Origin of the sequence: Streptomyces blattellae (assembly GCF_009709555.1) — a bacterium.
Lineage (GTDB): Bacteria > Actinomycetota > Actinomycetes > Streptomycetales > Streptomycetaceae > Streptomyces > Streptomyces blattellae.
In genome coordinates this window covers 123,254-135,519 of sequence record NZ_WJBG01000158.1, presented here as the reverse complement: position 1 = coordinate 135,519, position 12,266 = coordinate 123,254, and the positions used below count along the sequence as shown (strand labels likewise).

Below are 12,266 nucleotides of genomic sequence, written 5' to 3'. Positions count from 1 at the left end.
GCGGTCACACCGCCATCGCGGTCACACCGCCATCAACCGGGCGTCCGTCTTCCACTTGAGGATCTTGTCGAAGCTCACCACCGCGCCACCACGTCCCGGCTTGTTGCCGATCTGGACGTGGTCGGCGAGTTCCCGGATGAGGCACAGGCCGCGGCCGTGCTCGGCTTCGCTGTGCGAGGGGCGCAGGCTCTGCCGGCCGGTGAAGCCAGGTCCCGAGTCGGCGACTTCGATACGGCACTTCTCGCCGTCGAGGTAGGCGGTGACGCGGTAGGCCTCCGAGGAGCCGCCGTGCCCGGTGTCGCCGCCGTGCTCCACGGCGTTCGCGCAGGCCTCGGTGAGGGCGACGGAGAGGTCGTACGAGATGTCGGGGTCGACGCCCGCGCTCTCCATCGTGCCGAGCAGGAGCCGCCGGGCGAGCGGAACGCTCGCAGCCTCGCGCCGCAGATGGAGTGACCACCAGATGCTCATGCTCCAGCCTCCTGGCCCGCGGCTCGACATACCGTTACGTATTGCCGCAAGCGCCCGGGCGTAAGCGCATCACTGACGTGATGCCGCCCATACGGCCGATGCGCCGGGGGCATTGGTGGGTGTATGTGGGGGTGCATCTGGGGGCGAGATACACCAGAAGGTGATCTTTCGGCCGTACGCCATCTTGCGGACCTGCCGTATGGGAGCCGTCGGGCCAGTGCGATGATTGGCCCGCCATGACTGCCCCCCACCAGCGCTGGGCGCGCTCCGGACAGGACCTCCGGGTGCTGCGGGCCGCGGTGTTCGCCGCGGTCTGCGTCGTGCTGGCCGCTGCCGGGCACGCCCTCGCCTCCTGCGCCACGGTGCCGCTGTGGACGCTGGGCGCGGGGTTCCTGGGGGTCTTCGGGGTGGCGGCGCCGCTCGCCGGGCGGGCGCGCTCGCTGCCGGGGATCGCGGGGCTGCTCGTGGTCGGGCAGGTGGTCCTGCACTCGCTGTTCGGGCTGGGTCAGCATGCCGCGACGGCCTCGGCCGGCTCGACGACGGGCGCCGCGAGCGACGCCTCGCTGGTGGCGCAGGCCGCGCGGCTGGTGTGCGGATCCGCCGCGGCGGCGATCAGCCCCGCGCAGGCGTACCGGATCCTCACCGAGGCGCGGATCAAGCCGGTGGGTACGCACCCGCATCAGGCGGCCGACACCGCAGCCGCGGCTCCCTCCATGTCCCTGTTGCCGTCCCTGCCGATGCTGCTCGGCCATGTCCTCGCGGCGATCGCCGCCGGATGGCTGCTGCGCCGCGGGGACCTGGCGCTGCTGCGGCTCGTCGAACTGTCAGCGCACGGGGTCGCCGAGGGGGCGCTCGTACGATCCCTGCGCGGGGCGCTCGCGCTGGCGCGTGCCCTGTGCGCCGGACTGTCTGGCACGCCGGAAGCAGGTCCGCGTCCCACGCGCACCGCGACGCCGACGCCGCCCCGGGCTCGCACCACCGCACTCCAGCACACCGTGATCAGACGCGGCCCGCCGGCCGCCTCGCTCGTTCTCGCCGCCTGACGCGACGCGCGCCCTCCCCTTCACGACGTACGGAGTACGGATCCGTAAGAGGCCGCCGTCGCGTGGCACACGCGCGTGCCGGTTTTGGTGCCGAACAGGCAACCACGCGCGCGTGTACCCCTCTTCACCACCGGAATCCGCGACTTCTCACTCGAAGTGGAGTGCCCGTATGAAGGCCTCTCGTCTCGCCGCGGCCGGCGCCGTCGCCGCCTCGGCCGTCGTCGTCCTGTCCTCCCCAGCGTTCGCGCACGTCTCCGTGCAGCCCGAGGGGACCGCCGCCAAGGGCGGTTACGCCGTCGTGGACTTCAAGGTCCCCAACGAACAGGACGACGCCTCGACCACCAAGCTGGAGATCAACTTCCCGACCGACCATCCACTGGCATCCGTGATGCCGGAGCCGGTCGAGGGCTGGAGCATCAAGACCACCACGTCCACGCTGGACAAGCCCGTCGAGAACCACGGCGAGAGGATCTCCGAGGCGATCACCAAGATCACCTGGACGGCCACCGGCAAGGGCATTGAGCCCGGCTTCTTCCAGAAGTTCCCGGTCTCCATCGGAGCGCTGCCCGAGGACACCGACGAACTCACCTTCAAGGCGCTGCAGACCTACTCCAACGGCGATGTCGTCCGCTGGATCGAGGAGCAGCAGGAGGGCCAGGACGAGCCCGAGAACCCGGCTCCGGTGCTCACCCTGTCCGACGCCGCGGAGGACGGCCACTCGCACGGAGCGGAGGCCGGTGAGGAGCCCGCCGACGACGCCGAGGCTGCCGCCGCGACCACCACCGCCGCCGCCGAGACCGACAGCAGCGACACCACCGCCCGCGTACTGGGAATCGTCGGCATCGTCATCGGCGTGATGGGCGTGGCCTACGGCGTGCTCGCCGGCCGTCGGCGCACCGACAACGCCTGAACCCTCCGCACGCGGTGCGCGCCGGGGGCGTACGGCTTGTCCGTACGCCCCCTGGGCCTGACCGGCCCGTACGCCCCCGGCGCGCGCCGGTAGTTCACACAACTGGGACATTTTTCTATGCGCAAGAAGACGTTCGCGGCGGCCGCGCTGCTCGCCGCCGCCACCCTGACCCTCTCCGGCTGCGGCAGCAGCGACGACGACTCGCCCGTCGCCGTGGTCTCCGAGGAGGCCGCCTCGGACAAGGCCGCCACCGTCCTCGACCAGCCGTTCGAAAAGCCGGACCTCGTCCTCACCGACACCGACGGCGAGTCGTACGACTTCCGCAAGGAGACCGAGGGCCACCCGACCCTGCTCTACTTCGGCTACACCAACTGCCCCGACGTCTGCCCGCTGACGATGAACAACATCGCCGTCGCCAAGAAGCAGCTGCCCAAGGCCGAACAGGACGACCTGCGGGTCGTGTTCGTCACCACCGACCCCGAGCGGGACACCGCGAAGGCGCTGGGCGAATGGCTCAAGGGCATCGACTCCCAGGTGGTCGGCCTGACCGGCGACTTCGCCACCATCCAGGCCGGCGCCCGCACCCTGGGCATCACCATCGAGCCGCCGCACGAGGAGAAGGGCAAGATGATCTCCACGCACGGCACCCAGGTCATCGCCTTCTCCCCGAAGACCGACGGAGGTTACGTCCTCTACGGCGAGGACGCCACCGTCGACGACTACACCGCGGACCTCCCCAAGCTCGTCAAGGGTGAGAACCCGTGAAACGGATCGTCCTGACCGCCACGGCCATGGTGGGCACGCTGGCTCTCGCAGGCTGCGGCGGCTCGGCCTCCGCGGACTCGGAACCCGAACTGTCCGTCGGCGCCGCCTACATGCCGCAGCCGGTCTCGGCCTCCATGGCCGCGGGCTTCCTCACCATCGACAACAAGGGCGGCACGACGGACGAGCTGACCTCCGTCACCAGCGACGCCGGCGAGGTCACCGTCCACGAGACCGTCGGTTCGTCCATGCAGGAGGTCGCCTCCCTCGACGTACCCGCTCACGGCCAACTCGTGTTCGAGAGCGGCGCGAACCACCTGATGTTCGAGAAGCTGAAGCGAAAGCCGAAGCAGGGTGAGACGGTCTCCGTCGAACTGCACTTCGCCGAGTCCGGCCCGATCACGGTCGAGATGCCGGTCAAGTCGGCGACGTACAACCCCAAGACCGGGCGCTGAGGGAGGGACCCACCTGTGACACAGACCATCGCCCCCCGCATCCGGACCCTGGTGCTGCTGCTCCTGGCCGCGACCGGGCTGCTGCTCGCCGGAGCCGGGCAGGCGTCCGCGCATGCCGCGCTGAGCGGCAGCGACCCCCAGCAGGGGGCGGTGGTCGACAAGGCCCCGGCCCAGGTGTCGCTGACCTTCACCGAGCAGGTCTCCACGTCCGACGACTCGCTGCGCGTGCTCGACCCCAAGGGCCAGCGAGTCGACAGCGGCGCCCCGTCCAACGTGAGCGGGACGACGTACTCCGTGAAGCTGCACAGCGGCCTGCCCGACGGCACGTACACCGTCTCCTACCAGGTCGTCTCCGCGGACAGCCATCCCGTCGCCGGCGCCTACACCTTCTCCATCGGCGCCCCCTCCCCGACCACCGTGTCGGTGACCGACGAGACCGTGGGCGGCGGGGTCGTCGGCTGGCTGTACGGGTTCGGGCGGTACATGTCGTACGCCGGTTTCATCGTGCTGGTCGGCGGCGCCGCCTTCGTGCTGGCCTGCTGGCAGCGCGGCTCCGGGGTGCGGGCCCTGCAGCGGCTCGTCGTCTCCGGATGGATCACGCTCACCGCGGCCACCATCGGGCTGCTGCTCCTGCGCGGCTCCTACACCAGCAGCGGGGAGGCCGGCGACATCTTCGACCTGGACCTGCTCGGGCAGGTCCTCCAGACCAAGACGGGCGCGGCCCTCGTCTCCCGGCTGCTGCTGCTCGCCGCGGCGGCGCTGTTCATCGCCGTGCTGTTCGGGGCCTATGCCCGCCCGTCTCCCACCACCACCCTGAACGACGGCGCTTCGCGCCGACTGCCTGATTCAAGGGACGACGAGGAGAAGCGGGACCTGACCTTCGGGCTCGCGGTCGGCGGGGTCGTCGTGGCCGCCGGGCTCGCGGCGAGCTGGGCGATGTCCGAGCACGCCTCCGTCGGTATCCAGGCCGGGATCGCGATGCCGGTCGACGTCCTCCACCTCCTCGCCGTCGCCACCTGGCTCGGCGGGCTCGCCGCGCTGCTCCTGGCGCTGTACCGGGCCCCCGCGGACAACCCGCTCGACACCACCGCCGTACACCGCTTCTCGACCGTCGCCTTCAGCAGCGTCGTCACGCTGGTCGCGACCGGGATCTACCAGTCCTGGCGCCAGCTCGGCTCCTGGTCGGCGCTGACCGACACGAGGTACGGCCAGCTGCTGCTCGTCAAGATCGGGCTGGTGGTGCTGCTCGTGGGCGTCGCGTACATCTCACGGCGCTGGACGGCCCGGCTGGCGGAGACCGTGCCCACGGCGGCCGAGGTCGTCGAGAAGGAGCCTGCCCGTGCCCGGGCGGGCAAGGGCTCGAAACAGGCCGACGGCGACTCCGAGCGGGCCGCGCAGCTCGCCCGGCAGCAGGCGGCCATGGACGCGGCGCGGCAGAAACGGTCACGGGACGCCGATCCGAACCGGTTCGGGCTACGCCGCTCCGTGCTCGCGGAGGCGGGCGTCGCCGTCGTCCTGCTCGCCGTCACCACCGTGCTGACGCAGACCGAGCCCGGACGCACCGAGGAGGAGGCCAAGGCCGCCACCTCGTCCGCCGCTTCTTCCTCGGACTCGGCGTCCGGGGCGCTGACCCTGGACATGCCGTTCGACACGGGCGGGGAGGACGGCAAGGGCGTCGTCACGATCGACCTCGACCCCGCGGGCGTGGGCGCGAACGAGATACACGTCTATGTCACGCGGCCCAACGGCCGGGCCTTCGACATCCCCGAGGTGAAGGTCGCCTTCACTCTTGAGTCCAACGACATCGGGCCGCTGCCCGTCGTCCCCGACCACATCACCACCGGCCACTGGTCGGCGAACGGGGTGCAGATCCCGATGGCGGGTGAGTGGGAGATCGCTGTGACCGTACGGACCTCCGACATCGACCAAGTGACCGTCGACAAGAACGCGCAGATCGGCTGAACGACCATCATGGCTGACCACACCTCCATCCCCGGGACCCGCACTCCTGACACGGCTCCTGACACGGCGGTCGCCCAGGAGGGCATCTCGCGGCGGACCCTGCTCGGCACCGCCGGTGCCACCGGGCTCGTCCTCGGGGCGGCAGGGGGTGCCGCGGGGTACGCGGCGGCGCCCTCCGAGGCCACACCGCTGACCTCGCTCGGCGCCGGGCAGGCGATGTTTCACGGGAAACATCAGCCCGGCATCACCGAAGGGCTGCAGGCCCGCGGTCACCTGATCGCCTTCGACCTGACGGCGGGCGCGGGGCGCAGCGAAGCGGCCGCGCTGCTGCGCCGCTGGTCGGAGACGGCCCAGCGGCTGATGGCGGGGGAGGCGGCGAAGCAGGACGACACGGATGTGGCGCGGGACGCCGGACCGTCCTCGCTGACCGTCACCTTCGGCTTCGGGCACAGCTTCTTCGCCCGTACCGGCCTGGAGAAACAGCGGCCGGTCTCCCTCGACCCATTGCCCGACTTCTCCTCCGACCGCCTCGACAAGGCCCGCAGCGACGGCGACCTGTGGGTCCAGATCGGCGCCGACGACGCCCTGGTCTCCTTCCACGCGCTGCGCGCCATCCAGAAGGACGCGGGCAGTGCGGCCCGCATCCGCTGGCAGATGAACGGCTTCAACCGCTCGCCGGGCGCCACCGCCCATCCCATGACGGCACGCAACCTCATGGGCCAGATCGACGGCACCCGCAACCCCAAGCCGAGCGAGTCCGACTTCGACAAGCGGATCTTCGTGCCGGCGTCCCCCTCGAACGACCCGGAGTGGATGGCCGACGGCTCCTATGCCGTCGTACGACGGATCCGCATGCTCCTCGACGACTGGGAGCAGCTGTCGGTCAAGGCCCAGGAGGACGTCATCGGGCGCCGCAAGTCTGACGGGGCGCCGCTGTCCGGGGGCGGCGAGACGACCGAGATGGACCTGGAGAAGACGGACGCGCAGGGGAACCTCGTCGTCCCGATCGACGCCCACGCGCGCATCAGCCGGCCGGATCAGAACGGCGGGGCCGCGATTCTGCGGCGGCCCTTCTCGTACCACGACGGTTTCGACCCGGACGGGGTGCCGGACGCGGGGCTGCTGTTCGTCTGCTGGCAGGCGGATCCGCTGCGCGGCTTCGTGACGCTGCAGCGGAAGCTGGACCGTGGGGACGCGCTGTCGGAGTTCATCCGGCACGAGTCGAGCGGGCTGTTCGCGGTGCCGGGTGGGGCGGCGGAGGGGGAGTACGTGGGGCAGCGGCTGCTGGAGGGGTGAGAGCGCCCGCCGGGGTGACGGTGAGGCCGGCCCGAGGGGGGCGCCGGTGAGACGCGTGGGCCGTGTCACCGGGGGCCCATTAGGGTGAGGTCATGCCAGCCAGCTATGCCTATCTCGGCCCTGAAGGCACCTTCACCGAAGTCGCCCTGCGCACCCTTCCCGAGGCGGCCACCCGGGAGCTGATCCCCTATGTGTCCGTGCAGTCCGCGCTCGACGCGGTCCGCAGCGGTGAGGCAGAGGCCGCGTTCGTGCCGATCGAGAACTCCGTCGAGGGCGGCATCACGACCACGCTCGACGAGCTGGTCGCGGGCGCCCCGCTGATGATCTACCGCGAGGTGCTGCTGTCCATCACCTTCGCGCTCCTGGTCCGGCCGGGCACGAAGCTGTCGGACATCAAGACGGTCTCCGCGCATCCGGCGGCCCAGCCGCAGGTACGGAACTGGCTGCAGAACAACCTCCCCGACGTGCACTGGGAGTCCGCGGCCTCGAACGCGGACGCCGCACGCCTGGTCCAGGAGGGCCAGTACGACGCCGCCTTCGCCGGCGAGTTCGCCGCCGCCCGGTACGGCCTGGAGGCCATGGAGACCGGGATCCACGACGCCGAGAACGCCCAGACCCGATTCGTGCTGGTGGGCCGGCCCGCCCGGCCCGCGGCACCGACCGGCGCGGACAAGACGTCCGTCGTGCTGTGGCAGCGCGACGACCACCCCGGCGGGCTGCGCGATCTGCTGGGCGAGTTCGGCACCCGGGGCATCAACCTGATGCTGCTCCAGTCCCGGCCCACCGGCGCCGGCATCGGCAACTACTGCTTCTGCATCGATGCCGAGGGCCATATCTCGGACCGCAGGGTCGCCGAGGCCCTGATGGGGCTCAAGCGGATCTGCCTCCAGGTCCGCTTCCTCGGTTCGTATCCGCGTGCCGAGGTGCAGCCGGGGGAGGTGCGGGCTCCGCTGCCGGGGACCTCGGACGAGGAGTTCGTATCGGCGTCGGACTGGGTGGCGCGCTGCCAGGACGGGCGGTTCTGAGTCCGCCCTCTTTCGGGCAGACAGACGGCAGATTGCGCGTGGGTTGCGGACCGGTTTCGGCCAGTCCTACCTGCTGATTTATGTTGTCCACAGAAGTTATCCACAGGTCCCATCTCGACCTGGGGACAAGTCGACAACGAAGCGCGACTCAGTCGACAAATCTCCATACAGCGGGCAAGTTCGTCCACAGCCCCTGTGGTCACTCTTCGTCCACCCGTTTCCTTGGGTCAATCCTTTGGGGCGACCCATTTCCACCCGAAAGTGAGCCTGGGGCTGGTTTGACGCGGGGACTTCTCGGTCTGTCGGCGCGAATCGGAATGATCACTTGCGACATCCACAGATCTTTCGCACAGCCTGTGGATAACTCAGCGGAGGTGTGGATCCCTGTGGACAGCGAACCCCTCAAGTCCCGTTCCCCGCAAGGAAATCGGGTCAACCGGGCGCCCGTCCGATGACCCGTTCCAGGGAGTGGGGCACCTTTTATTGACACATAGGGCAATTCGCCCACAACTCAACGTAAGTGGCGGTTCGGACAGCTCTCGGAATAGTGAGTCGTGTGCCGTCAGTCCGCACCGGTAGCCTTGGCCGCGTGATTGACCTTCGCCTGCTCCGTGAGGACCCCGACCGTGTGCGTGCGTCGCAGCGCGCCCGTGGAGAGGATGTCGCGCTCGTCGACTCCCTCCTGTCTGCCGACGAGCGGCGCAGGTCGTCCGGCGTCCGCTTCGACGAGCTGCGCGCCGAGCAGAAGGCGCTCGGCAAGCTGATCCCCAAGGCCTCGGGGGACGAGAAGGCCGAGCTGCTGAAGAAGGCGGGCCAGCTCGCCGCCGACGTCAAGGCGGCCGACGCGGAGCGCGACGCGGCCGACGCCGAGACCCAGGAGCTGCTGCTCCGGCTGGGCAACCTCGTCCACCCGGATGTGCCCGTGGGCGGCGAGGAGGACTTCGTCGAGCTGGAGACGCACGGCACGATCCGCGACTTCGGCGCCGAGGGCTTCGAGCCCAAGGACCACCTGGAACTCGGCCAGCTGCTCGGCGCGATCGACGTCGAGCGCGGCGCGAAGGTCTCGGGCTCGCGCTTCTACTTCCTGACGGGTGTGGGTGCGCTCCTGGAACTGGCGCTGGTGAACGCGGCGATCGCGCAGGCCACGGCCGCCGGTTTCACGCCGATGCTGACCCCGGCGCTGGTCCGCCCGCAGTCGATGGCCGGCACCGGCTTCCTCGGCCAGGCCGCCCAGGACGTCTACCACCTCGCCGGCGACGACCTCTACCTGGTCGGCACCTCCGAGGTGCCCCTGGCGGCGTACCACATGGACGAGATCATCGACGCCGACCGGCTCCCGCTGCGCTACGCGGGCTTCTCGCCCTGCTTCCGCCGCGAGGCCGGCTCGCACGGCAAGGACACCCGGGGCATCTTCCGCGTCCACCAGTTCGACAAGGTCGAGATGTTCTCGTACGTCGCCCCGGAGGACTCCCAGGCCGAGCACCAGCGCCTGCTGGAGTGGGAGAAGCAGTGGCTGACGTCGCTGGAACTGCCGTTCCGCGTCATCGACGTCGCGACCGGTGACCTGGGCTCCTCGGCCTCCCGCAAGTTCGACTGCGAGGCGTGGATCCCGACCCAGGGCAAGTACCGCGAGCTGACGTCGACCTCGGACTGCACCGAGTTCCAGTCCCGTCGGCTGTCCATCCGCGTCCGTGACGGCAAGAAGGTCAAGCCGCTGGCGACGCTGAACGGCACGCTGTGTGCCGTACCGCGCACGATCGTGGCGATCCTGGAGAACCACCAGCAGGCCGACGGCTCGGTCCACGTGCCCGCGGTGCTGCGTCCGTACCTGGGCGGCCGAGAGGTCCTGGAGCCGGTGGCCAAGTGAGCGCCGGTCTCCCCTATCGGCTCATCGCGACCGACCTCGACGGCACGCTCCTGCGGTCCGACGAGTCGGTCTCCCGGCGCACTCGTGAGGCGCTCGCCGCGGCCACGGAGGCCGGTGCCGCGCACATCGTGGTGACCGGCCGCGCGGTTGCGTGGACGCGGCACATCCTCGACGACCTCGGCTACAAGGGCCTCGCGGTCTGCGGCCAGGGGGCGCAGGTGTACGACGCCGCTGAGCACCGTCTGCTGACGTCGGTGACGCTGGACCGGCAGCTGGCGGGGGTGGCACTGGCGAAGATCGAGGCGGCGGTCGGTCCGCTGTATCTCGCGGCGAGCCGGGACGGGCTGGACGGCGAGGTCCTGGTCGGGCCGGGCTACGCGGTCACAGGGGCGCTGCCGTCGACCCCGTTCACGGACGCGTCGGATCTGTGGACGGCGCCGCTGAACAAGATCTACATACAGCACCCCGAGCTGTCGGACGACGAGCTGGCGGAAGCGTCGCGGCAGGCCGCGGGGGGTTTCGTCACCGTCGCCATGGCCGGCGAGGGCATCGTCGAGTTGCTGCCGCTGGGACTGTCGAAGGCGACGGGGCTGTCGTTGGCGGCGCGTCGGCTGGGAGTGAAGGCCGCGGAGACGATCGCCTTCGGCGATATGCCGAACGACGTGCCGATGTTCCGGTGGGCGTCGTACGGGGTGGCCATGGCCAACGCCCATGCGGAGCTGAAGGCCGTGGCCGATGAGGTGACCGCGTCCAACGAGGAGGACGGGATCGCGGTGGTGTTGGAGCGTCTGCTGGGTTGAGGCCGTCTGTGGGCTGCGGGCGGGCGAGGGTGGGCAGATCGCTCCACGACCGGCAGCTCCACCACCGGTAGCTCCACCACCGGTAGCTTCATGACCGGTCGCTTCATGACTGATCTCTCCACGGCTGGCGGCGGAAGGCAGCGGAGACGATTGCCTTCGGCCCTTTCGGCTTCGCTGAGCGGGGCCCCATCGCGGCGGAGCCGCATATCGACGGAGCCCGCGCCCCTGCCGACCGCCCCCGCGGGCAGTCGTGCCGCTGGGGCGGCACGGGTGGGCGCAGCGGCACCTCGCGCGCCGAGCCGCGCAGCCAACCCCGTGCGCCCCAGCGGATGGCGCCCCCTTCGACAAGGGGGCGAAAGGGAAGGCGGCCCACGCGAGAGCGACATCGCGTGCTCGAAGCGGCCGCCCCGGGCAGCTCCCCGTGCGGAGCGAGTTCGACGGTGGGGTAACTACACCGGAACCCGCCGCGGGCTGCCCTGTCGGGAGCTGGACGTACTGTCGTGCATGGACACCGTCCGGCTCCTCTCCCAGAACGTGGCGCCGGAGTCGTCGTCCGGCGGCGTGGACACAACCACTGTGCCTGTACGGCGAATCGGGCGCCACTGAATAAAGCGGGCCGGGGATTCGGCTAGCGCCGCCGCCACCGCCGCCGGCGCTTGCTGAAGAACCATCCCGCGGGCGGCTCGTCGGACCGCCACGGCTGCGGCTCGGGCTTCTCGTCGCGCCAGCGGGCGGCGAGCATCCGGGCACGGGCGGACGGCTCGGAGGTCTCGGCGGAGCGTATGAAGTCGTCGTCCAGGACCAACTCGCCCCAGGCGTCCGCCGACTCCGGCTGTCCGCCGCCCTGCGTCGACTCTTCTGCCATCCCCGATGCCTCCCAGCAGTGCGTCCCCCGTTTTGCCCAGTGTGCCCCGACAGGGGTGAAGTCCCTGTCAATAAGCGGGGCGTCTACTCCTCGCCCGCCAGCGTCAGCGACCGCAGCTTCTGCCCGGCGTACCAGGTGGCGAGGACGGTCACCACGACCAGCAGCACCGTGGCCGTCGGCAGTCCGACGTCCGAGGTCACCATGGATCCGCCGGTGACCTCGTGGGCGACGGCCAGCGACCACTGCTGGACGCTGAGCGTGCGCGCGCCGGAGACGAGGGAGCCGAACAGGGCCTCCCAGACCAGCGCGTAGACCAGTCCGAAGACCACCGCGTGCCGGGACACCGTGCCGAGCAGCAGGAAGAGCGCGGCATACGCGATGGAGGCGACCAGCGCGGCGACCGTGTAGGCGACGGCGATCTGCTGGCCGTTGCCGTTGAGGATGAAGCCCGCGATCAGGGTCGGACCCGCCGAGAAGACCATCGTCACGGCGATCGCGACGATCAGCTTGGTGAAGATGATCGTGGGCCGTTTCACCGGCTTGGACAGCAGATAGACGACGGAGCCGTCGTCGATCTCCGGGCCGATCGCCCCGGTGCCGGCGATGACGCCGATGATCGGCACCATGGTGGCGATCGCGAGGCCGCCCAGCAGGTCCGCCGCGGTCTGGTCGTCCGTGCCGACCAGACCGCGCACGATCACGGAGATCACGATGAGCAACACGGGCAGGGCGCTGAGGATGAGGGCCCGGCGCCGGCCGAGCAGGGCCCGGTAGGTGAGTCGGGCGACTGTGGGGTCGTACATCTTCGGCCTC

12 protein-coding genes are annotated in these 12,266 nt (G+C 70.4%); 9 read left to right on the top strand and 3 right to left on the bottom strand.

The features are described from left to right. Positions 1-21: 21 nt before the first annotated feature. The gene (locus GFH49_RS19050; protein ID WP_155057275.1) at positions 22-468 is read right to left on the bottom strand and encodes an ATP-binding protein; all 447 of its coding nucleotides are present in this window, start codon (positions 466-468) and stop codon (positions 22-24) included. Positions 469-704: 236 nt separating this feature from the next. Here GFH49_RS19050 and GFH49_RS19045 point away from each other — a divergent pair, with 236 nt between their 5' ends. The 9 genes from GFH49_RS19045 (at position 705) to GFH49_RS19005 (ending at position 10,588) form a co-directional block, all read left to right on the top strand. Beyond that, complete coding sequence (locus GFH49_RS19045; RefSeq protein WP_155057274.1) at positions 705-1,511, top strand: hypothetical protein; 807 nt, start codon at positions 705-707, stop codon at positions 1,509-1,511. A gap of 169 nt (positions 1,512-1,680) precedes the next feature. Then, on the top strand, positions 1,681-2,421 hold the full coding sequence (locus GFH49_RS19040; RefSeq protein WP_155057273.1) for a YcnI family copper-binding membrane protein: 741 nt from the start codon (positions 1,681-1,683) through the stop codon (positions 2,419-2,421). A 117-nt stretch (positions 2,422-2,538) separates the two neighbouring features. Beyond that, positions 2,539-3,186 carry an SCO family protein gene (locus tag GFH49_RS19035; RefSeq protein ID WP_155057272.1) on the top strand — a complete coding sequence of 216 codons (648 nt, stop codon included), beginning with the start codon at positions 2,539-2,541 and terminating at the stop codon, positions 3,184-3,186. A 26-nt stretch (positions 3,187-3,212) separates the two neighbouring features. Next, positions 3,213-3,638, top strand: a complete 426-nt coding sequence (locus GFH49_RS19030; RefSeq protein ID WP_155057303.1) for a copper chaperone PCu(A)C — start codon at positions 3,213-3,215, stop codon at positions 3,636-3,638. A gap of 15 nt (positions 3,639-3,653) precedes the next feature. Beyond that, positions 3,654-5,600 (top strand): copper resistance CopC/CopD family protein, encoded by a 1,947-nt coding sequence (locus tag GFH49_RS19025; protein WP_155057271.1) that lies wholly within the window; start codon positions 3,654-3,656, stop codon positions 5,598-5,600. A 9-nt stretch (positions 5,601-5,609) separates the two neighbouring features. After that, positions 5,610-6,896 (top strand): iron uptake transporter deferrochelatase/peroxidase subunit, encoded by a 1,287-nt coding sequence (efeB, locus tag GFH49_RS19020; RefSeq protein ID WP_155057270.1) that lies wholly within the window; start codon positions 5,610-5,612, stop codon positions 6,894-6,896. 92 nt (positions 6,897-6,988) lie between these two features. Then, positions 6,989-7,921, top strand: coding sequence for a prephenate dehydratase (gene pheA, locus GFH49_RS19015; protein ID WP_155057269.1), 933 nt, complete (start codon positions 6,989-6,991; stop codon positions 7,919-7,921). Positions 7,922-8,510: 589 nt separating this feature from the next. Continuing rightward, complete coding sequence (gene serS / locus GFH49_RS19010; RefSeq protein WP_155057268.1) at positions 8,511-9,788, top strand: serine--tRNA ligase; 1,278 nt, start codon at positions 8,511-8,513, stop codon at positions 9,786-9,788. Next, on the top strand, positions 9,785-10,588 hold the full coding sequence (locus GFH49_RS19005; protein WP_155057267.1) for an HAD family hydrolase: 804 nt from the start codon (positions 9,785-9,787) through the stop codon (positions 10,586-10,588). Before serS ends, GFH49_RS19005 begins: the two co-directional genes overlap by 4 nt. A 628-nt stretch (positions 10,589-11,216) precedes the next feature. Here GFH49_RS19005 and GFH49_RS19000 read toward each other — a convergent pair. Both GFH49_RS19000 and GFH49_RS18995 read right to left on the bottom strand, forming a co-directional pair. Beyond that, a complete protein-coding gene (locus GFH49_RS19000) occupies positions 11,217-11,453 on the bottom strand; it encodes an SGM_3592 family protein (RefSeq protein WP_155057266.1) in 237 nt (78 codons plus the stop codon). A gap of 83 nt (positions 11,454-11,536) precedes the next feature. Then, a complete protein-coding gene (locus GFH49_RS18995) occupies positions 11,537-12,256 on the bottom strand; it encodes an ABC transporter permease (protein WP_155057265.1) in 720 nt (239 codons plus the stop codon). Positions 12,257-12,266 lie beyond the last annotated feature (10 nt).

Bases quoted from the DNA above. Each gene is read 5' to 3' on its own strand.
- GFH49_RS19050 (WP_155057275.1), bottom strand. From the start codon at position 468: ATGAGCATCTGGTGGTCACTCCATCTGCGGCGCGAGGCTGCGAGCGTT.
- GFH49_RS19045 (WP_155057274.1), top strand. From the start codon at position 705: ATGACTGCCCCCCACCAGCGCTGGGCGCGCTCCGGACAGGACCTCCGG.
- GFH49_RS19040 (WP_155057273.1), top strand. From the start codon at position 1,681: ATGAAGGCCTCTCGTCTCGCCGCGGCCGGCGCCGTCGCCGCCTCGGCC.
- GFH49_RS19035 (WP_155057272.1), top strand. From the start codon at position 2,539: ATGCGCAAGAAGACGTTCGCGGCGGCCGCGCTGCTCGCCGCCGCCACC.
- GFH49_RS19030 (WP_155057303.1), top strand. From the start codon at position 3,213: ATGGTGGGCACGCTGGCTCTCGCAGGCTGCGGCGGCTCGGCCTCCGCG.
- efeB (WP_155057270.1), top strand. From the start codon at position 5,610: ATGGCTGACCACACCTCCATCCCCGGGACCCGCACTCCTGACACGGCT.
- pheA (WP_155057269.1), top strand. From the start codon at position 6,989: ATGCCAGCCAGCTATGCCTATCTCGGCCCTGAAGGCACCTTCACCGAA.
- GFH49_RS19000 (WP_155057266.1), bottom strand. From the start codon at position 11,453: ATGGCAGAAGAGTCGACGCAGGGCGGCGGACAGCCGGAGTCGGCGGAC.
- GFH49_RS18995 (WP_155057265.1), bottom strand. From the start codon at position 12,256: ATGTACGACCCCACAGTCGCCCGACTCACCTACCGGGCCCTGCTCGGC.